The organism is Branchiibius sp. NY16-3462-2 (assembly GCF_001594145.1).
Taxonomy (GTDB): Bacteria; Actinomycetota; Actinomycetes; order Actinomycetales; family Dermatophilaceae; genus Branchiibius.
In genome coordinates this window covers 678,893-699,031 of the sequence record NZ_LVCF01000001.1, presented here as the reverse complement: position 1 = coordinate 699,031, position 20,139 = coordinate 678,893, and the positions used below count along the sequence as shown (strand labels likewise).

General features: G+C 67.5%; 15 protein-coding genes and 1 tRNA gene. 11 read left to right on the top strand and 5 right to left on the bottom strand.

Annotation, left to right across the window (positions count from 1 at the left end):
• Positions 1-312: 312 nt before the first annotated feature.
• Together AZH51_RS03385 and AZH51_RS03380 are read right to left on the bottom strand one after the other, a co-directional pair.
• Positions 313-741, bottom strand: a complete 429-nt coding sequence (locus AZH51_RS03385) for a DUF6325 family protein (RefSeq protein ID WP_291521268.1) — start codon at positions 739-741, stop codon at positions 313-315.
• Between the two features lie 51 nt (positions 742-792).
• A complete protein-coding gene (locus tag AZH51_RS03380) occupies positions 793-3,081 on the bottom strand; it encodes a DEAD/DEAH box helicase (protein WP_291521266.1) in 2,289 nt (762 codons plus the stop codon).
• Positions 3,082-3,222: 141 nt separating this feature from the next.
• Here AZH51_RS03380 and AZH51_RS03375 point away from each other — a divergent pair, with 141 nt between their 5' ends.
• Both AZH51_RS03375 and AZH51_RS03370 read left to right on the top strand, forming a co-directional pair.
• The gene (locus AZH51_RS03375) at positions 3,223-3,564 is read left to right on the top strand and encodes an STAS domain-containing protein (RefSeq protein ID WP_291521264.1); all 342 of its coding nucleotides are present in this window, start codon (positions 3,223-3,225) and stop codon (positions 3,562-3,564) included.
• Positions 3,561-5,024: a class I SAM-dependent methyltransferase gene (locus AZH51_RS03370; RefSeq protein WP_291521262.1), complete on the top strand. Its 1,464-nt coding sequence runs from the start codon at positions 3,561-3,563 to the stop codon at positions 5,022-5,024. The genes AZH51_RS03375 and AZH51_RS03370 overlap by 4 nt, the downstream gene beginning before the upstream one ends.
• On the opposite strand, the gene AZH51_RS03365 is transcribed toward AZH51_RS03370, so the two are convergent.
• On the bottom strand, positions 5,021-5,800 hold the full coding sequence (locus AZH51_RS03365) for a dioxygenase (protein WP_291521260.1): 780 nt from the start codon (positions 5,798-5,800) through the stop codon (positions 5,021-5,023). The two genes, AZH51_RS03370 and AZH51_RS03365, sit on opposite strands and share 4 nt — an antisense overlap.
• 244 nt (positions 5,801-6,044) lie before the next feature.
• Between AZH51_RS03365 and AZH51_RS03360 the strand changes: the two genes are divergently transcribed.
• The 3 genes from AZH51_RS03360 to topA all read left to right on the top strand — a co-directional run bounded on the left by AZH51_RS03360 (position 6,045) and on the right by topA (position 11,690).
• Positions 6,045-7,463, top strand: a complete 1,419-nt coding sequence (locus AZH51_RS03360; protein WP_291521258.1) for a glutamate decarboxylase — start codon at positions 6,045-6,047, stop codon at positions 7,461-7,463.
• A gap of 12 nt (positions 7,464-7,475) precedes the next feature.
• Positions 7,476-8,816 (top strand): ClC family H(+)/Cl(-) exchange transporter, encoded by a 1,341-nt coding sequence (locus AZH51_RS03355; RefSeq protein WP_291521256.1) that lies wholly within the window; start codon positions 7,476-7,478, stop codon positions 8,814-8,816.
• Between the two features lie 105 nt (positions 8,817-8,921).
• Positions 8,922-11,690: a type I DNA topoisomerase gene (gene topA, locus AZH51_RS03350; protein ID WP_291521254.1), complete on the top strand. Its 2,769-nt coding sequence runs from the start codon at positions 8,922-8,924 to the stop codon at positions 11,688-11,690.
• Positions 11,691-11,817: 127 nt separating this feature from the next.
• Here the strand turns inward: topA and AZH51_RS03345 are convergent, their stop codons facing one another.
• Positions 11,818-13,161 (bottom strand): serine hydrolase, encoded by a 1,344-nt coding sequence (locus AZH51_RS03345; protein WP_291521251.1) that lies wholly within the window; start codon positions 13,159-13,161, stop codon positions 11,818-11,820.
• A gap of 48 nt (positions 13,162-13,209) precedes the next feature.
• On the opposite strand from AZH51_RS03345, the gene tmk reads away from it, so the two are divergent.
• The 4 genes from tmk to AZH51_RS03325 all read left to right on the top strand — a co-directional run bounded on the left by tmk (position 13,210) and on the right by AZH51_RS03325 (position 16,799).
• Positions 13,210-13,818: a dTMP kinase gene (gene tmk, locus AZH51_RS03340; RefSeq protein WP_291521249.1), complete on the top strand. Its 609-nt coding sequence runs from the start codon at positions 13,210-13,212 to the stop codon at positions 13,816-13,818.
• Complete coding sequence (locus AZH51_RS03335; protein ID WP_291521248.1) at positions 13,815-14,966, top strand: DNA polymerase III subunit delta'; 1,152 nt, start codon at positions 13,815-13,817, stop codon at positions 14,964-14,966. Before tmk ends, AZH51_RS03335 begins: the two co-directional genes overlap by 4 nt.
• A gap of 14 nt (positions 14,967-14,980) precedes the next feature.
• A complete protein-coding gene (locus tag AZH51_RS03330; protein WP_291521246.1) occupies positions 14,981-16,558 on the top strand; it encodes an alpha/beta hydrolase in 1,578 nt (525 codons plus the stop codon).
• Positions 16,559-16,725: 167 nt separating this feature from the next.
• Positions 16,726-16,799, top strand: a tRNA-Thr gene (locus AZH51_RS03325).
• A 48-nt stretch (positions 16,800-16,847) separates the two neighbouring features.
• On the opposite strand, the gene AZH51_RS03320 is transcribed toward AZH51_RS03325, so the two are convergent.
• Positions 16,848-17,270, bottom strand: coding sequence for a hypothetical protein (locus AZH51_RS03320; protein WP_291521244.1), 423 nt, complete (start codon positions 17,268-17,270; stop codon positions 16,848-16,850).
• A 282-nt stretch (positions 17,271-17,552) separates the two neighbouring features.
• Here AZH51_RS03320 and AZH51_RS03315 point away from each other — a divergent pair, with 282 nt between their 5' ends.
• Together AZH51_RS03315 and AZH51_RS03310 are read left to right on the top strand one after the other, a co-directional pair.
• Positions 17,553-19,082: a DUF4132 domain-containing protein gene (locus AZH51_RS03315; RefSeq protein WP_291521243.1), complete on the top strand. Its 1,530-nt coding sequence runs from the start codon at positions 17,553-17,555 to the stop codon at positions 19,080-19,082.
• A gap of 71 nt (positions 19,083-19,153) precedes the next feature.
• Positions 19,154-20,137, top strand: coding sequence for a nitronate monooxygenase family protein (locus AZH51_RS03310; protein ID WP_291521241.1), 984 nt, complete (start codon positions 19,154-19,156; stop codon positions 20,135-20,137).
• Positions 20,138-20,139: the final 2 nt, after the last annotated feature.

Sequence of the window (20,139 nt, the reverse complement as noted above, 5' to 3'; positions counted from 1 at the left end):
GCACGGCGCCGTTGCCACTGACGCTCCGTCCGGCCGCAGCACACGCCGCCGGAGCGGAGCTGGTCTGCAACACACGGGCCCCCGCAAGCGCGGCCATGCCTGCTGGGCGGCGGCGTCAATCTCGGCCTGGCGCTGCATGGCCTCGACTTGCTGGGCGTTCGCAGCTGCCTGCTGTCTCGTGACGGCAGCCTGTTGCTGCTTACCGGTTACGGCGTTCGCCGTGCCGACGACGACGGCGGTGCGGGCCGCCGTTCTCATGAGGCCGGGTCGTCCTGATCGACGCATGACGGTTCCTTTCGTTCGGGAGTGGTCTTAGGAGGTGGCCTCGAGGTCGGCGACCTCGTTGACGACGTTGGCGGGCACCCGCTCGTAGCGCAGCACTTCGCCACCACCGGAATGCACCTTGTAGGCGAGGTCGCGCATGTAGGTCTGCTCCAGGGCGACGATGACGGCTGACGAGCCCGGCGGCACGTCTTCGGCCAGATCCTGGATGTCCTCGTCACCGGCCAGGCCCACGGTGTCCTCGGCGAGGGGTTCGAAGCCGAACTCTGCGGCGCGGTCGGCGACCTCGGTGACCACCACGGTGCCGTCGGCTTCCTTGCGCAGGATGACCAGGTCCAGCAGGGTCACGACGCCTGTCTTGGTGACCTCGGCCAAGGTGTCCAGGGCGTGGGTGTCGATGTCGTTCTGGTAGCCGATCAGAAACAGCTCGACCGGGCCGTAGTTGTACGTCATTGTCATCCTCTGCTCGCGGTTAATACGAGCCTAGGCGCCGCCGCGGTCAGCGGCTGATCAATCCCGGAACTGTGAGCGTCCTCCCAGCAGGACGTCCAGGACGATGACCGCTCCGGCCTTGTCCAGTGGTTCGTTGCCATTGCCGCATTTCGGGCTCTGCACGCACGACGGACAGCCGCTCTCGCACGGACAGGTGAGGATCGCCGTACGGGTAGCGGTCAACCAGTCGGTGCCCAATTCGTAAGCGCGACGGGCAAACCCAGCCCCGCCGGGATGTCCGTCGTAGACCAGCACGGTCGGCAACTCAGTGTCGGGGTGCAGCACGGTCGACACCCCGCCGATGTCCCAACGGTCACACTGCGCGATCAGCGGCAGCATCCCGATCGAGGCGTGCTCGGCGGCATGCAGCGACCCGGGCAGGTCACCCAGGGTCAGCCCGGTGTCGAGCACCGGGTCCAGGGCAACGGTCCACCAGACCGCCTTCGTGGTCATCGAACGCTCCGGCAGGTCTAGGCCGTGCTCGCCTAGGACCTCGCCCGAAGGAGATCGCCGCAGGAAGGAGGTGACCCGGGAGCGCACCCGCACCGTCCCGAAACACAACTGGGCGCACGGCAGCGACACCGACTCATCCACGGTGAGGACATCGAACGCACTGACGGATCGGGCCTGCGTCGACCAGCCCGGATCACCGCGCACGACGTGAGCGCTGCCGTCCTCGAGGTCGAGCCGGGTGACGACATGCGATTCGCCCTGGTGCACGTAGACCGCGCCCTCGTGGACCGCGCTGTGCGATCGGTCCTCATCGACCGTGCCCAGGACCCGTCCGGTGCGCGACTCCACGATCCGCACCGCCTGCTCACCGGTGCCGCGCAACCCGAACAGATCGGTGGGGCGGCCCTCATCGGCCCAGAACCAGCCTTTGGGCCGGCGGCGCAACAACCGTCGCTCGACCAGCGAGTCCAGCATCGCGTGCATCGAGGACCCGAAGTACTGCTCGTCGTCCAGCGTCAGGGGCAACTCGGCAGCCGCGGCCATCAGATGCGGCATCAGCACCTGCGGGTTGGCCGGGTCGAGGACGGCGCGCTCCACCGGGGTGCCCAGCACCGCGTCGGGGTGGTGCAGCAGGTAGCGGTCCAACGGATCGTCCCCGGCCACGAAGAGCACCAAGGCAGCTGACCCGCTCCGACCGGCCCGTCCCGCCTGCTGCCAGAACGACGCCCGGGTGCCGGGCCAGCCGGCCATCACCACGGCGTCCAGGCCCGAGATGTCCACCCCGAGTTCGAGCGCGTTGGTCGCGGCGACCCCGATCAAGGACCGCTCCCGCAGACCGCGCTCCAGAGCGCGCCGCTCCTCGGGCAGATAACCCCCGCGGTACGCCGCGACCTCCTGCGCGCCCAGCGACAGTGACCGCCGCACCATGTCCGCGACGACTTCGACCCCGGAGCGAGACCGCGCGAAGGTGACCGTCTGCACCTGCTTGGCGACCAGTGTCCGCATCAGCCCGGCCGCTTCGGCGACTGCGCTGACAGTGCCCTCTCCCGACTCGCGCTCGCCGGGCTCCCAGAACGCGAATGTCGCTGCAGCGCGGGCAGATCCGTCTCTATCGACGGCTCGCACCGGTGCCCCCACCAGGTCCGAGGCGTGCCGGGCGGGATCGGCCATCGTGGCCGACGCCAGCACGAAGACCGGGTCCGCGCCATAGCGTGCCGCGACCCGTCGCAACCGTCGCAACACGGCCGCCACATGCGAGCCAAGCACGCCCTTGTAGACGTGACACTCGTCGATCACCACGTAGCGCAGCCGCCGCAGGAACGGTGCCCACCGCTCGTGCCCCGGCAGCAACGTGTGATGCAACAGGTCCGGGTTGGTCAGGACCACGTTGGCGTGCTCGCGGATCCAGCGCCGCTCGTCGAGAGGAGTGTCGCCATCCAATGCCGCAGCCCGCACGCCCGGGATCGCCCACGCCTCGATCCGAGCGAGTTGGTCAGCGCCCAACGCCTTCGTCGGTGCCAGATAGATCGCCGTGGCGCCACGACCGTTGACGGCCGACGAACCCTCGTGCACCGCGCTCAACATCGGCAGCAGGTAGCCCAGGCTCTTGCCCGATGCGGTGCCCGTGCTGACCGCGACGTTCTCCCCGGCGTGGGCCAACTGCGCGACTAGTGCTTGGTGCGACCACAGCTGCGAGATCCCGGAGCCGCGCACCGCGGCATCCACCGGCGGCGGCACCCAGGCCGGCCACTCGCCGTACGTCGGATCACGCGCCGGACGCTGCTCGACGTGCACGACCTTGCCACCCGGGCACGCGGCGGCCACGTCCGCCAGCAGCGCCATCGGGTCGGTCATCCGGCCACGGTAACCCCGGAGGGTGACGGTGGCAGGGCCCGACTTGCGGGGAACCCTCGGAAGCCGGCTCATCAAAATGCGAGAATCCCCGTGGGGGCCGGTCCACGCTCGTGGACCGCAGAAGGACGTTGAGGAGTGAACGTGGAAATCTCGGTGACCGACGACGGGGGACCGGGCGTGACGGTGATCTCGTTGGCCGGTGAGGCCGACGTGTCGACGGCTGCTCGCTTGCGCGAGGAATTGGTGCGCGCCGTCGGGGAAGGCGGGCCGGCGTACGTCGTGGATCTGAGCCGGGTGCCGTTCCTGGACTCCACCGCGCTCGGGGTGCTCGTCGGGCGGCTGAAGGCGGTCCGTTCGGCCGGCGGTGACCTGGTGCTGGTGACCGACGATCAGCGGCTGCTGCGCAACTTCGGGATCACCGGTCTGGACAAGGTGTTCCGGATCTTCCCGACCATCGGCGAAGCGACCGCCGCGCTGTCGTGAGCTTCCTCGCCGCGCTCGCCGCTGACCTGCGCGGCCTGCCCTACACCGTGGACGCGGTGCAGGCCTGCCTCGGGCCGGCGGCATCGGCCGCTTTGATGCGGGAGCAACCGGTCGCGGCGGACCTCGCGACGCGGGAACGGGGCGGGATCGCGGCGTTGGTGCGGCTGTTCACGCTGGGTCTGCCCGTGCCACTGGCCCTGGTGGATGCCGCGCTGCCGCGTTGTGGAGTGGCCGGGCTGGTCTCCCTCGGGCTCGTGACGGCCGAGGACGGGGCCGTCAACGCGTTGGTCGATCTGCGCCCGTACGCCGATGAGCAGCATGACTGGTTCGTCGCCTCCGATCTGGCCGAGTTGGCGACGCGTGCCCCACTGCGGACCGACCACGTGCTCGGCATCGGCGGTGCGTCGACGACGCTGGCGTCGTGGACTCCGCGGCGGAGGGTCGCGCGGGCGCTCGATCTCGGGACCGGTTGCGGTGTCCAGGCGTTACATCTGTCGACGCACGCCGCACGCGTCGTTGCGACGGACCTGTCGTCGCGGGCGCTGTGGTTCGCCTCGTTGAACGCGTCGTTGAACGATCTGTCCTGGGATCTGCGCCGCGGTTCGTTGCTGGAACCCGTTGCGGGACAACAGTTTGATCTGATCGTCAGCAATCCACCGTTCGTGATCACGCCGCGCCGACCGGACGTTCCGGAGTACGAATACCGCGACGGCGGCATGGTCGGGGACTTGCTGGTGCGCACCCTGATCCAGTCGCTGCCGGCTCATCTCGCGCCGGGGGGCGTCGCGCAACTGCTCGCGAACTGGGAGGTGCCGACCGGCGCGGACTGGCAGGACGTCGTACGTTCCTGGATCGAACCCACCGGACTGGACGCGTGGGTGATCCTCCGGGAGACCCAGGACCCCGCGCAGTACGCCGAGTTGTGGGCTCGCGACGGAGGCGCGGCTCCCGGGACCGTGGGTTACGAGAACCTCTACGCCGCATGGCTTTCCGACTTCGCATCTCGCGAAGTGGATCACATTGGTTTCGGGATTGTGACGCTGCAGCAGCCTTCGTCGCCGCGGACACCGTTCATCGACCTCGTGGCCGTCGATGGCTCGGTCGCCTCGCCCATGGGGCCGACGATCGACGCGGGGCTGGCGGCGCGGACTTGGTTGGCATCGGCTACGGATGACGACGTGCTGGCGGTCGCCTGGCAGGTAGCGCCGGACGTCACCGAGGAGCGGTTCGGCCGGCCGGGCGCGGACGACCCGTCGGTCATCCGGTTGCGGCAGGGTGGTGGGCTGGGACTCACGGTTCCGATGGACACGGCGCTCGCGGCGTACGTGTCAGTGGCCGACGGGTCGCTGACCGCGGGAGTGGCGCTGGACGCGATTGCTCAACTACTGCAAGTGGATTCGTTGTCCACGCTGGTGCCGAAGATCCGGTCGTTGATCGCGGACGGCTTCCTCGTCCGTTAGGCGGCGGTCAACTGCCAGGAGCGTTTGCTCAGGCCGAACCAGAAGCCGTCGATAACGCTGCGGACCTCGGCCGGATCCTTTGACGCGGCGCCGAGAGCGACGTAGAGCGGCGCCCAGTGCTCGGTGCGCGGGTGTGCCTCGTGGGCGGCTGGAGCCTTCGCCAGGAAGTCCATCAGGGTGTCGATGTCGCCGTTGGCCATCGTCTCCGCGGCCCAGTGGTCGAATTCGCTACTGGCCGTTGGCGGTGCGTAGTCCGGGGTGACGCGGGGGTTGAACCACCGCAGGTTGTGGGTGGTGAATCCGGAGCCAACGATCAACGTGCCCTCATCGCGCAGCGGGGCCAGTTGCTGGCCGAGGCGGTAGAGGGTCTGCGGGTCGAGGGTCGGCATCGACATCTGCAGTACCGGGATGTCCGCGTCGGGGAACATCTCCTTCAGCGGCACGTAGGCACCGTGGTCGAGGCCGCGCGATTCGTCGCGGTGCACGTGAGTACCCACCAGTTTGGTCACGGAGTCCGCGAGCGCTGGGGCGTTCGGGGCGTCGTACCTCACCTCGTAATAGCGCTGCGGGAACCCCCAGAAGTCGTAGACCAGCGGCGCGCCCGTGGTGGAGCTGAGCGCAACCGGCGCCTCTTCCCAGTGCGCCGACACGATCAGGATCTGCTCGGGCTTGGGCAGCTCGTCACCCCACGCCTTGAGTTCGCGGGTCCACGTGGCGTCGTCGGCCAGTGGAGGGGCGCCGTGGCTGAGGTAGAGGACAGGCTGCTGATCGGTCATGGCTCAAGCGTAGGGCAAAGTAGTTAAACATTCAACTAACGTCGCGGCGACGATTCTGAGGACGACGACCGTTCTGAGGGTCTGTAGGACACCTGCATCCTCAAAAACCTCACAATCCTCAGAATTGTCGGAGTGGTTTGGCAGTGGATTGCCGTCAGCGCCCGCAGGTCTTGGCGGTACGTTTCTGGGCAGGGCCGGGAACCCGGCCGATCGACTTACCTGCAACCGACACAGAGGTGGACCGATGAGCACCGAACAGGACCCCCACAAGTTTCGCGGCCGCGGCGTTGGTCTGAGCGACAGCGTGTCGGTCAACCCGGTCTTCGCGCGGCCGGGGGAGGCCACCGAACTGCCGGCCAACCGGCTGCCGCAGGAGGAGTCGCTGCCTGAGACCGCCTACCAGATCGTGCACGACGAGGCGATGCTCGACGGCAACGCGCGGCTGAACCTGGCCACCTTCGTGGGCACCTGGATGGACGATCAGGCCAACCGGCTCTACCTGCAGTCCGCCGACAAGAACATGATCGACAAGGACGAGTACCCGCAGACCGCGGCGATCGAGACCCGCTGCTGGACGATGCTCGCCGATCTGTGGAACGCGCCGGATCCCGAGGGCGCTATCGGTACGTCGACCATCGGCTCCTCCGAGGCCTGCATGTTGGGCGGGTTGGCGCTCAAGCGTCGCTGGCAGATCGCACGTCGCGCGGCGGGCAAGTCGACCGAGAAGCCCAACCTGGTGATGTCCTCGGCGGTGCAGGTCGTGTGGGAGAAGTTCTGTAACTACTGGGAGGTCGAGCCCCGCTACGTGCCGATCACCCAGGAGCACCAACAGCTCGACGGACACGAACTGGAGAAGTACGTCGATGAGAACACCATCGGCGTCGTCGCGATCATGGGCGTGACCTACACCGGCACCTACGAGCCGGTGGCGGAGATCGCCAAGAAGCTGGACCAGATCCAGGCCGACACCGGCGTGGACGTCCCGATCCACGTCGACGGGGCGTCTGGCGCGATGATCGCTCCGTTCTGCCAGCCCGACCTGGAGTGGGACTTCCGGCTGGAGCGGGTCGCCTCGATCAACACCTCCGGCCACAAGTACGGACTGGTCTACCCCGGTCTGGGCTGGGTGGTGTGGCGCCAGAAGGAGTTGCTGCCGGAGGAACTGATCTTCTCGGTCAGCTACCTCGGCGGGAACATGCCGACCTTCGCGCTGAACTTCTCCCGGCCCGGCGCCCAGGTGCTGCTGCAGTACTACATGTTCCTGCGGCTGGGTTTCGAGGGCTACCAGAGAGTCCAGCAAAACTCGCTGGATGTCGCGCAGTTCCTGGCCAAGGAGATCGGTGCCATGGGCCCGTTCGAGTTGTGGAACGACGGCTCCGACATCCCGGTCTTCGCGTGGCGGCTGAAGCAGGGGCACACCGCCAACTGGACGCTCTACGACCTGTCCGACCGGCTGCGCGCTCACGGCTGGCTAGTCCCGGCCTATCCCATGCCGGACGACCTCACCGACGTCGTCGTCCAGCGCATCGTGGTCCGCAACGGGCTGAGCCACGACCTGGCCGTCGCGCTGTTGAAGGATCTGCGCACCCAGGTCGACTTCCTGGACAGTCTCGACGGGCCGCTGCCGCACGCCACACAGACCCACGTGCAGTTCCACCACTAACGGCCCGACGCGATGCCCGAAGCCTCCGAAGACGCCGAGTCCAAGCGCGGCTTCGACCTGATCTTCATCGGTGTGCTCGCGGCGATCGCGGGGGCGCTTACCGGCTTCGTCGGCGGCGCGTTCCGCTGGTGCCTCGAACGGGCCGAGGTCTTGCGGGTCGACCTGGTCGAGTGGGTGCGGCAGACCGGTTTCCCCTCCTGGCTGCTGCCGATCCTGATCGCGGCCGCTGCGGCCGGGATCGCCCGGTTGCTGGTGAAGTTCGTGCCCGTGGCTGCCGGCAGCGGGGTCCAGCACGTCGAAGCCGTGTGGCACGACGAGGCCGACGTGGCGCCGCTGAAGCTGCTGCCGGTGAAGTTCATCGGCGGTGTGCTCGCGCTCGGTTCCGGGCTCGTGCTCGGGCGCGAGGGCCCCACCGTGCAGATGGGCGCCACTCTCGGCGCGGAGACGGCGCGGCGCGCGCGGCTGCCGCAGACCGACGTACGTCTGCTGCAGACCGCCCTGGCCGGTGCGGGTCTGGCGGTGGCGTTCAACGCTCCAATCGGCGGCGCGCTGTTTGTCTTCGAAGAAGTCACGCGCACGGTCCGCACCCGACTCGTACTCACCACCCTGCTCAGCTGCGCCGTCGCCGTGGGCTGTTCGCGGATCATCCTGGGTGACCAGCCCGACTTCAACACCCCGCCGCTGGCGCCCCCGACCGTGGTCTCCCTGGTGATCTTCACCATCTTCGGGCTGCTCACGGGTCTCCTCGGCGCGGCGTACAACAAACTGGTCGTCGGCCTCCTGAGGTTCACCGACCGCATCCCCCGGATCGATCCGGTGTTCATCGCCGCCGGTATCGGCGCCCTCATCGGTTGCGCGTTGCTGGTCGACCCGCTGTCCGTGGGCGGCGGCGACACCCTGTCGCAGCTGCTGCTCAACGGCAGTTACTTCTCGGTGCCGGTGCTCGCGGGCTATCTGATCTTCCGCTTCATCGCCGGCCCCGTCTCCTACGCTGCCGGTACGCCGGGTGGCCTGTTCGCGCCCCTGCTGGCTCTGGGGGCCATCTGGGGGGTCCTGTTCCACCACGTGCTGTCCGACATCGGCACCGTCATGGGTGGTGGCGTCGCGCAGAACTTCGCGATTGTGGGGATGGCGGCACTGTTCGCCGGGATCGTCCGCGCGCCGTTCACCGGGCTGGTCCTGGTCGTCGAGATGACCGCCACCACCAGCCTGACCGTGCCGATGCTGGCGGCGACGGCTGCTGCCACCCTGGCCGCCAACCTGGTCCGTAGTGCGCCGATCTACGACACGTTGCGGGCCCGGTTGGTCGCGCAGTCCGCACGGCAGTCCGCGAGTGACGCAACGCCCAGATAACGGGGTGATGCGGCACGTTTGCCGCGGAACGGTTACGGTGCAACCGGTTGCACGTCCGAGCAGCGACGAATCCGCTGCACGTGTCCGCCAGGAACAGGAGCAGTAGTGGCAAAGAAACTTGTCATCGTCGAGTCGCCCTCCAAGGTCGCCAACATCGGCAAGTACCTCGGGAACGATTACGTGGTCGACGCCAGCATCGGGCACATCCGGGATCTGCCGACCCCCCGGGACCTGCCGGCGGACATGAAGAAGGGCCCGTTCGGCAAGTTCGCCGTCAACGTCGAGGACGGTTTCGAGCCGTACTACGAGGTCTACCCGGACAAGAAGAAGAAGGTCGCCGAGCTCAAGCGACTGCTGAAGGACTCCGACGAACTGCTGCTAGCAACCGACGACGACCGCGAGGGCGAGGCCATCGCCTGGCACCTGCTCGAGGTGCTCAAGCCCAAGGTCCCGGTCAAGCGGATGGTCTTCCACGAGATCACCAAGGAAGCGATCCAGCGCGCGGTCAACAACACCCGCGACCTGGACGACCGGCTCGTGGATGCGCAGGAGACCCGCCGGATCCTGGACCGTCTCTACGGCTACGAAGTCTCACCGGTGTTGTGGCGCAAGGTTCGTCAGGGCCTGTCCGGTGGCCGGGTGCAGTCCGTGGCGACCCGCATGGTGGTGGAGCGCGAGCGCGAGCGGATGGCGTTCCGTGCCGCCAGCTACTGGGACGTCGACGGCACCTTCAGCACGCAGTCCAGCGCGAAGGAGTCCTTCACCGCGCGGCTGACCTCGCTGGATGACCGCCGAATCGCTCGCGGCAACGACTTCGACGACCTGGGAAACCTCAAGAGCGACAAGGTCATTCAGCTTGCCGAGGCTCAGGCGCAGGCTGTCGCCGGCGTTGCCACCAGCGCGACGGCGACGGTGTCGTCGGTCGCGGAGAAGCCCTACCGTAGAAGCCCGCGAGCGCCGTTCATCACCTCGACGCTGCAGCAGGAGGCCAGCCGCAAACTGCGGATGTCCAGCAAGAACGCGATGAGCGTGGCGCAGCGCCTCTACGAGGGCGGCTACATCACTTACATGCGTACGGACTCCGTCACGCTGTCCGCCTCGGCCATCAACGCGGCCCGGTCACAGGCACGTGACCTGTACGGCGCGGCGTACGTTCCGGATTCGCCTCGCGTCTACGCCGGCAAGTCCAAGAACGCCCAGGAGGCGCACGAGGCGATCCGGCCCGCCGGAGACACCTTCCGGACGCCGGCCCAGGTGGCCGGTGAACTGCGTGGCGACGAGTTCGCGCTCTACGAGCTGATCTGGAAGCGGACCGTTGCGTCGCAGATGGCGGACGCGACGGGTTCGACGGCGACGGTGAAAGTGACTGTGCCCGTTGCCGATTCCGGTGTTGCGCAGACTGCGGAGTTCACCGCCAGCGGAACCGTCATTACGTTCCGGGGCTTCCTCGCGGCGTACGAGGAAGGTCGCGACACCGAGGTGCTCGCCCGCGAAGGTGGCGGTGACGAAGAGCGCCGCCTGCCCAAGCTGTCCGAGGGCGTTGCCCTCGACGTGGACGAGGCCATCGCCAACGGTCACGAGACGCTGCCGCCGCCGCGCTACACCGAGGCGACTCTGGTGAAGGCGTTGGAGGAGAAGGGGATTGGCCGCCCATCGACGTACGCCGCGACGGTCGGCACGATCCAGGACCGCGGTTATGTGCGCAGCAAGGGCAGCGCCCTGATCCCGACCTGGTTGGCGTTCGCGGTGACCCGGCTGATGGAGGAGAACTTCCCCTCCCTGGTCGACTACGACTTCACGGCCTCCATGGAGGAGGACCTGGACCGGATCGCCGCCGGCGACGCCGACCGGGTGGCGTGGCTGACGCAGTTCTACTTCGGCGACCAGAAGGAGCCCGGCGACGGGCTGCGCGCGATGGTCGAGCACCTGCCGGACATCGACGCACGGGCCATCTCGACGATCCCGATCGGTGAGGGCATCGTGGTGCGCGTCGGCCGCTACGGGCCGTACATCGAGGAAGAGGTGCCGTCGGGCGTCGACCCGGCGACCGGTGAGGTCACGGGCGAGCCCAAGGATCCGCGGCGGGTGTCGATCACTGACGACATCGCGCCGGATGAGATGACCCCGGCCAAGGCGCGCGAGTTGCTCGAAGCCTCCGATGACGACGGCCGCGTGCTGGGTACCGACCCGGAGTCGGGGCACGAAATCATCGCTCGCGCAGGCCGATACGGCCCCTACGTGACCGAGGTGCTGCCCGCGCCGCCGGCTTCGGAAGAGGCTCCCAAGAAGACGAAGAAGGCCACCGGACCCAAGCCGCGGACGGCGTCGCTCTTCAAGGACATGGACCTGGCCACGATCGATCTGGAGACGGCGCTGCGTCTGCTGTCGCTGCCCCGGGTGGTCGGTGTCGTGCAGGACGACGAGGGCAAGGACGTCGAGATCACTGCCCAGAACGGTCGTTACGGGCCGTACCTGAAGAAGGGCACGGACTCGCGGTCGCTGGAGACCGAGCAGCAGTTGTTCGACATCACGTTGGAGCAGGCACAGGCAATCTACGCCCAGCCCAAGCAGCGTGGCCGGGCCGCCGCGAAGCCGCCGTTGAAGGAACTGGGCAACGACCCGGTGTCCGGCAAGCCGGTGGTGGTGAAGGACGGCCGGTTCGGTCCCTACGTCACCGACGGCGAGACCAACGCGACCCTGCGTAAGGACGACGAGCCCGAAACCATCACTCCCGAGCGGGGATTCGAGCTGTTGGCCGACAAGCGGGCGCGCGGACCGGTGAAGAAGGCCACGACCAAGCGGACGGCGAAGAAGACCGCGACGAAGAAGACGGCCAAGAAGGCACCCGCGAAGAAGACGGCCAAGAAGGCCTGACGCTCTGACGCGCGGAACCCATCTGGCGGGAGGGCACTTATTTTGCGGGCTTCATGACTTGACGTCATGAAGCCCGCAAAATGTGTCCGCTGCAGCTGGTCTGTCCACACCCGCGTGCGCCCAACGCTCAGTCGGGGGTGGGTTCGCCGAAGCCGAGCGGGTCGCGGGTGAATCGGTAGGTGGCCCAGTTGAACTGGCGCACCGAGCCGTCGGGGCGTCGCCGTACGACGAGTAGCTCGCCCTGCTCGCGACCGGACACCGTGCGGAACGTGTCGGGGTCTTGCTGCTCGAAGATCGACGGGGGCGTGGTCGCAGGAGCGCCTTCGACGCGGGCCTCCAGATGACCCTCGCGGATCGACAGGATGAAGCCACCACCCTCGGAGAACCACTGTCCGACAAGAGGTTTCAGCTGCGGCGGCTCCACCGAACCCGGCACCCAGGGGGAGGGTACGAGCGGGTCGTGAGTCTCGACGTACGTGCCAAGGGACACGGCCACACCCGCCGGGTCTTTCGACGCGGTGTTGTTCATCAACACGGCCCCGGTCGTCCCCGACGACGCCTCGGAGAAGAACCCGGTGATCCCGCCCGGCAGCCCGCCGGTGTGCCCGAACCAGGTCCGCTCCTCGTGCCGCACCAGTTGCAGACCCAGGCCATACCCGGCAGTCCAGGTGCCATCGACCATGGCCTGCGGCTGGCGCATCTCGAGAGCGGTGTCGGGGGACAGGATCGAGGAGTCCGGATCCAGCAGGAAACCGTGCCAGCGGACCATGTCCGACAGCGTGCTGCACACCGACCCCGCCGGAGCCATCGCGTCCTTGATGATCAGCGGCTCGCTGACCGGCACATCGGTGTAGTGCGGCACGTAGTACTGCTCGGTGTGCGGGGCCTGCAACGACAGCGTCGTGCGGGTCAGCCCGAGCGGATCCAGCAACCGTCGCTGCAAGGAGTCAGCCCACGAGACCCCATCGAGTTGGGCGATGAGCTCACCGAGCATCGCGTAACACAGGTTCGAGTAGTGCCAGTGGTCGTGCGGGCGGCCGACCCGCCGCGCGGCGTTCCAGCCGTCGATCAACTCCGAGCGCGAGGGGAACTCCAAGGTGTCCCACACGTCGCCCACCGGCTCGCGCTGCATGCCGGTCAGGTGGGAGAGCATCTGGCGGATCGTCACCCCGGTGTGCGCCGAGGGCAGATGCTGATCGATCGTGTCATCCAGCGACAGCTTGCCCTCGTCGCGCAGCTGCATGATCTGCACCGCGACGAAGGTCTTGGTGTTCGAGGCGACCAGGAACTGTGTGTCATCGCCCAGGGGCACGTTCGGATCGTCCAGCGACGCCGACCCGATCGCGGTCGACCAGACCAGGGATCCCTGGCGGGCCACCCCCGCGACCAGGGCCGGCGTGCGACTGGCCACCTGGGCCTCCACGGCGAGGCGGTCGAGGGCGTTGGTGGTGGACGGCAGAAGATCAGTCACATCCCCGACCCTACGACCGCTGTCGGTCCGCCCGATTAGAGTGGCGCCGTGCCCGGCTTCTTCCTCGTCTTCGAAGGCGGCGACGGCGCGGGCAAGACCACCCAGCTCACCGCGCTGCGCGAGGCCCTGGCGGACACCGGCCGGGAGATCGTGGTCACCCGGGAGCCGGGAGGTACGCCGGTCGGCCAGGCCATCCGCGACGTCCTGTTGCACGGTGAGCACGTCGCGCCCCGTGCCGAAGCGCTGCTGTTCGCCGCCGACCGCGCCCATCACGTCGCGACCGTCGTCCGGCCCGCGCTGGAGCGCGACGCGATCGTGCTGCAGGACCGCTATCTCGACTCCTCGATCGCCTACCAGGGGGCTGGCCGCGAGCTCGCCGCTGAGGATGTCCGCGGGCTGTCGCTGTGGGGGACCGAAGGCCTGCTGCCCGATCTGACCGTGCTGCTGGACGTCCCTGCCGAGACCGGTCGCGAGCGGCGCGGGGAAGTGCACGACCGGCTCGAGCAGGAAGCCGACGACTTCCACGGCCGGGTGCGTGAGCACTTCCTGGGACTGGCCGCCGCCGAGCCGCAGCGGTACCTCGTGCTGGATGCGACCCGTCCCGCCGACGAATTGGCCAAGGACATCGAGGCAGCAGCACGGGAGCGGTTGGCGTGAGCGTCTGGACGGACGTGATCGGGCAACCCCACGTCGTACGCACCCTCTCCGAAGCCGTGGCCGACCCGGCGGCCAACACGCACGCCTGGTTGTTCACCGGCCCCCCTGGGTCCGGGCGGTCAACGGCGGCAAGGGCTTTCGCCGCCGCCCTGGAATGCCCGCGCGGTGGGTGCGGGGAGTGCACCGAGTGTCGTACGGCGCTGGACGGCTCCCACGCCGACGTCGAGTTGGTGGCCACCCAGGGTCTGTCGATCTCCGTCAAGGAGGCCCGGCGGCTGACCGAGCTGGCCCAGCGCCGGCCCTCGGTGGGGGCCTGGAGGGTCATCGTGGTCGAGGACGCCGACCGGCTGACCGAGCAGGCAGCCGATGCGTTGTTGAAGTCCTTGGAGGAACCCACCGCCCGCACGATCTGGTTGCTGTGCGCGCCGTCGGTGGAGGACGTGATCATCACGATTCGCAGCCGGTCGCGCCATCTGGGTCTGCGCACCCCGCCGCCGGAAGCGGTCGCCGAGTTGTTATCCCGCCGCGACGGCATCGACGCCGGTGCGGCACTCGCAGCGGCTCGCGCGGCGCAGTCCCACGTGGGGTTGGCACGACGGCTGGCCCGCGATGCCGACGCGCGGGCCCGACGCGATGAGATCGTGGCGCTGCCGTTGCGGATCACCGACTTCGGTGCCGCGATGGCTGCAGCGGATGCGTTGGTGCAGGTTGCCGGCGCGGAGTCCGGTGCGAGCGCCGCCGAACGCAACGCGGCCGAGCGGGAGAAGTTACTGGTGCAACTCGGGGCTGATCCGGCCGCGCGGACCCAGCCACCCGCCGTACGTTCCGCGTTGTCCCAACTGGAGAAGGACCAGAAGGCGCGGGCCACGCGGTTCACGCGGGACATGGTCGACCGGGCGCTGATCGACCTGGCCTCGACCTACCGCGACGCACTGATGGTGAGCGTCGATGCTCAGGTCGATCTGGTCAACGTCGCCCAGGCCGAGGCCGTGCGCGAGTTGGCGCGGCGGCTGGATCCGACGGGCCTGTTGCAAGCGCTGGATGCGATCAGCCTGGCCCGCACCCGGATCGAGGCCAACGTGCCGCCGCAACTGGCGCTGGAGGCGATGGCCATCAGTTTGCAGGTCCCCGCCCAGTCGCGTCGATGACGTACCGTCGGCGCATGCGTTTCTCCCGCAGCATCCTGCACGGCGCCGTCGCGATCGCGGCGGTCGGCGGCCTCGCGGCGTGTTCCAGCACGGTCACGGTGCAGCCGCCCAGTTCGTCGGCGAGTTCGTCCTCCTCGACGACGTCCTCGGCCAGCGGGTCATCTTCCGGCACGTCCGGCACGTCCAGCCCGTCATCGGCGGATCTTGACCAGTACTACGCGCAGAAGTTGGACTGGCAGGACTGCAACGGAGTCCAATGCGCCAAGCTCAAGGTCCCGGTGGACTACACGAACCCGACCTCCTCGATCGAGATCGCGGTGTCCAAGGTCCCGGCGTCGGGGACCAAGAAGGGCACGCTGGTCGTCAACCCCGGCGGCCCGGGCGGGTCCGGTTACGACTACGCGGCGGCGGCCGACCAGATCGTCAGTGGCGCGGTGCGCAGCCAGTTCGACGTCGTCGGTTTCGACCCGCGCGGGGTGGGCCGCTCGGCGCCGATCACCTGCGTCGACGACACCAAGATGGATAACTGGCTCGGTGCAGACCCGACGCCTAACGGAACCGACGGCGCACAGGAATTGCTCACGCAGTCAAAGGAATTCGCAGATAGCTGTAAGGCCAAGGCGGGTCCGTTGCTCGCGCACGTCTCGACCATCGACGTGGCCAAGGACATGGACATCCTGCGGGCCGCACTGGGCGAGGAGAAGCTGGACTACCTGGGCAAGTCCTACGGCACGCTGATCGGTTCGGTCTATGCCGGGATGTTCCCCAGTAAGGTCGGTCGCTTCGTGCTGGACGGTGTCGTGCCACCGGACATCACCAGTGAGCAGATGAACCTGGGTCAGGCCAAGGGCTTCGAGCAGGCGACCCGCGCTTATGTGAGCAACTGCGTGGCCGGCGGCTCGTGCCCGTTGGGTTCGGACGTCGACTCCGGGATGGCCAAGATCCGCAGCTTCCTCAGTGGTCTGGACGCCAACCCTCTGCCGGTGTCCGGCAACGCTGACGTCACGCAGCTGACGGAGGGCTGGGCCACCTATGGCATCGCGGAGGCGATGTACTCCAAGGACCTGTGGCCCGTGCTGACCGACGCGTTCAAGTCCGCCTTCGAGGGCGACGGCAACCCGTTGATGGACCTGGCCAACCAGTATGCCCAGCGCAACGCGGACGGCAGCTACAGCGGCAACCTGATGCAGGTCATCAACCCGGTGTCCTGTCTGGACCGGGGTGGCTCGGCGGATCTGGCCGCCACGGAGAAGGAAGCCGCCGAGTTCGCCAAGCAGGCACCCACCTGGGGTCCGATGCTCGCCTGGGGCTCGCTGGTCTGCGGCGTGTGGCCCTACCAGCCGAGCAAGCCGCTGGGAAAGATCACCGCCGAAGGTTCGGGTCCGATCCTGGTGGTGGGTACGACGCGTGACCCGGCCACGCCGTACGCCTGGTCCCAGCAACTCGCTGCCGAGCTCGCCGACGGTCACTTGCTGACCTACGACGGAGACGGCCACACGGCGTACTTCTCCCAGGGGTCGTCGTGCGTGGACAACACGGTGGACGCCTACCTGATCAACGGCACGGTGCCGCCGGAGGGCAAGGCCTGCTGACGCTGCTTCCTCCGTCCCGGGTTTGGTCACCGTTGGCCGGTTCGAACGCTTCAGACTGGCCATCCATGACCGAACCCGTCGGTGGCACACCATCTCGATTCGGTCGCCCGGCGTGCGTCCGCTTATACTCGTCGGGCCCGTCCGGCTGTGATCCAGCAGGCGGGTATGCCGCCTTAGCTCAGTTGGCCAGAGCGATTCACTCGTAATGAATAGGTCATCGGTTCGATTCCGATAGGCGGCTCTGCAGAAGGGCGCTGACCAGCAGAAATGCCGGTCAGCGCTTCTTGCGTTATGAGCCCGATGTAGCCAGGTGCTGGCCGGTCGTCGACCTGCCACGGACTAGGGCAATCACCGACCCCACGACAGCGATGGATTCGGAGATGATCGAGACGACGCCCAGTGGTTCGAGCCAGTTACCCACGTCGTCGGAAAGCATCGGGAACGCGACGAGCCGGGTCGCGGCGTACCCGATGACTGCCAGCCCGCAAGTCAGCACCGTCAGGCCGTAGACCACCGGCCCGTCGTGCACGATCAGGGTGACGGCGAGCGCCGCACAGGCGAGCGTGAGGATGATGAAGAGCACGCCCATGTACGGCGCTTCGTCCAGGTGGGGTGCGATGACCGGGATGTGGGCCACGGCGGCGACGAGGGCGGCCACGATTACCACCCAGCGCCACGGCACGTTCAGCGATTGACCAAAGATCCGGTTCATCACGGCACCTTCCTGCCTGCAGCGCCAGCGGCGCTGATCGGGAAGTGGTTCGGCACCGGCACCGGATTCGGATGGCCGCACGGCAGATTGGTGTCGCGCGTTCCGGGCATCGCGCGCAGCGTGATGCGAAGCTGTGGGCTACGCCTTTGGCCCATCGGAAAGGGTCCCCCATGTCGTTGACTGATCAGGTCAGCACCCTCATGCGCAGGACGAGCCCGTGAGGAATGGCGGAAGTTGTTGAGTTCTGAAAGCCAGGGCGAGTTATGCGCGCTGGAAGATCAGATGGAGCCCGCCTTGGGGCCGTCTGCCGGCGCCGCGTTGGCGACGGTCCGCGAGCACTGGGATGCGACCGGGCTTGGGCCAGAGTTCCGAGCACTTGGTGATGACCTGGCCTACGACGAGTTCGCCAGACACGTCTTGGATATCGCCGCAGAAAGGGCCCGTTCGGTGCAGGTCGGAGATCTGCCGTACCAGCCGGATGCTGCCTTCACCGCCGACGAGGCGCGGGTTGTCCATCGAGCATTGGCAACCGGGTTATGGATGGACCGACCATGGGCTCATTCTGCGACGGTGGCTGGGTTGCTCGCGGATAGCGCAGTCGCACCAACGGCAGCCAAGACGGTCCCCTCGCAATCCATATGTTTCGCGATCTCCCGTGCAGTCCGGGACGCGCCTACTCCCGAGTCGATCGCCCTGTTACAGGAAGCCGTGCCTGCCATCCGCCACGCGGGGGTACGCAAGAAGCTGCAGAAGGACATCCAAACGGCGCGGCGCACTTTGTCGGCCAGGCCCGAGGTCGCATTGCGCACGCCGATCGACGGTGAGTTGAGCAAAACCCAACTGAATGCCTGGATCCGTGCACTGGAGGCCTGCTGGATGACCAGGCCTGAGTGGTCCGTGGCCACCTGGCAGAGGTTGATGTTCTCGACGGATCAGACAGCACGCGTGGCCTCGCGCCTGATCTGGATCCTCGACGACGGCAGGACCTTTATTGGCGCCCCGGACGCGTTCTCCGATGTCGATGGAACCTCCGTATTCCCTGGCGACGACGGGACGGTGCGGCTATGGCATCCCGTAACGGCAACCAGCGATGAGCGTGCCGCCTGGCGTGCGCACCTTTGGGCACACAAGATCGATCAGCCCTTTCGCCAGGCTTTTCGCGAACACTACTCGCCAGCCGACCACGGATTTGCTCCGATGATCGTCGAGGTCAAACAGTTCATGGGCGTGGCCCGGTCTCAGGGCTGGAGCACGGGTCCGGACGGTTTGGCCCGTGATGTGGAGGGCCTTCGCTGCGAAGTGCGCACGGACAACCCTTTGTATCCAGGGCTCTACGGGGACATCGGAGTCCGGGAGGTCGTCCTCGGTCGAGCGGAGCCGGTTCTCGGGGATCGCGATGCGGTCATCGACACGCGGCTGGTCGACTCTGACGAACTGCCTCCTGTGCCAGCGTCAGAGATGCTGCGCTCAGTGGATCTGATCCTCAGTACATCGGGCGTCGCGCTTGAATCGACGACGGATAGTCGGGCAAGTGTGACTATGACCGCACACGGCGTGCTCGCCCTACGAGCGGAGATCCTGAGTCACGTTGTGGGAGAGATCAATTCCGGGTCCGGGCCACAGCCACGAGTCGAGGGCCGGTTTATCGAGGTCGGTGATACCCGCGTGCACCTAGCCACAGCTCGAGTGACGCGCAACGGCGATCCGGTCGAGATCGAAGCCCGCCAGAGGACCCGGATGTGGATGCCCGTTGAGGACCCACTCATCGCGAGAATCGTTGGGTTGGTCGCGACTCTGACTAGCTCACAATGACCGCCGGTATCTCCCCGCTCGGCGGCTGGGACACTGAGGGCTGCGCTTCCGCCCGATCAGAAGGACCCCTTATGTCGTTACCCGAAATCCTCTCGTCCCCGTTGTCGGTGCCGGTGGTGGCCTCTCCCATGTTCATCGCATCCGGTCCTGACCTGGTGGTGGCCGAGTGCACGGCCGGGGTTATCGGGGCCTTTCCGGCGCTGAACGCCCGCCCGGCGAGCCTGTTGGGCGACTGGCTGGATGAGATCACCGAGCGCTGCGCGTCGTACGCCGATGCGCACCCTGGCGCGATCGTCGCCCCGTTCGCGGTGAACCAGATCGTTCATCGCTCCAACGACCGCCTGGAAGCCGATATGGCCACGATCGTGGAGCACAAGGTTCCGATCGTGATCACCTCGCTCGGGGCGCGGCCGGAGATCAACGAGGCGGTGCATTCCTACGGCGGCATCGTCCTGCACGACGTCATCAACAACACGTTCGCGCACAAGGCAATTGAGAAGGGCGCGGACGGTTTGATCGCCGTCGCAGCCGGTGCCGGTGGTCACGCGGGCACGTTGTCCCCGTTCGCCTTGTTGTCCGAGATCCGTGCCTGGTTCGACGGTCCGCTGCTGCTGTCGGGAGCGATCGCGCACGGCCGGTCGGTGCTGGCGGCCCAAGCAGCAGGTGCCGACTTCGCCTACGTCGGCTCGGCCTTCTTGTCGACGGTCGAGGCCAACGTCGCGGACGACTACCGGCAGATGGTGGTCAAGTCCGGGGCCAGCGACATCGTCTACAGCAACCTGTTCACCGGGGTGCACGGCAACTATCTGCGCGGCAGCATCGAGGCGGCCGGCCTGGACCCGGACAACCTGCCCACGTCGGACCCCTCGGCGATGAGCTTCGGATCGAGCAGTGGCGATGCGAAGGCCTGGCGGGACATCTGGGGTTCGGGTCAGGGAATCGGCGCGATCGAGGCAGCCGGCACTGTCGCGGAATTGGTCGCTCGCCTGCGCAGCGAATACCTCACAGCCCGAGAAGAACTCACCGCTCGCTGGTCCGAAGAACGCGTCGGCTGACC

Bases quoted from the DNA above. Each gene is read 5' to 3' on its own strand.
- AZH51_RS03365 (WP_291521260.1), bottom strand. From the start codon at position 5,800: ATGACCGATCAGCAGCCTGTCCTCTACCTCAGCCACGGCGCCCCTCCA.
- AZH51_RS03360 (WP_291521258.1), top strand. From the start codon at position 6,045: ATGAGCACCGAACAGGACCCCCACAAGTTTCGCGGCCGCGGCGTTGGT.
- AZH51_RS03310 (WP_291521241.1), top strand. From the start codon at position 19,154: ATGTCGTTACCCGAAATCCTCTCGTCCCCGTTGTCGGTGCCGGTGGTG.
- AZH51_RS03320 (WP_291521244.1), bottom strand. From the start codon at position 17,270: ATGAACCGGATCTTTGGTCAATCGCTGAACGTGCCGTGGCGCTGGGTG.
- AZH51_RS03330 (WP_291521246.1), top strand. From the start codon at position 14,981: ATGCGTTTCTCCCGCAGCATCCTGCACGGCGCCGTCGCGATCGCGGCG.
- AZH51_RS03315 (WP_291521243.1), top strand. From the start codon at position 17,553: ATGGAGCCCGCCTTGGGGCCGTCTGCCGGCGCCGCGTTGGCGACGGTC.
- AZH51_RS03355 (WP_291521256.1), top strand. From the start codon at position 7,476: ATGCCCGAAGCCTCCGAAGACGCCGAGTCCAAGCGCGGCTTCGACCTG.
- AZH51_RS03385 (WP_291521268.1), bottom strand. From the start codon at position 741: ATGACAATGACGTACAACTACGGCCCGGTCGAGCTGTTTCTGATCGGC.
- AZH51_RS03380 (WP_291521266.1), bottom strand. From the start codon at position 3,081: ATGACCGACCCGATGGCGCTGCTGGCGGACGTGGCCGCCGCGTGCCCG.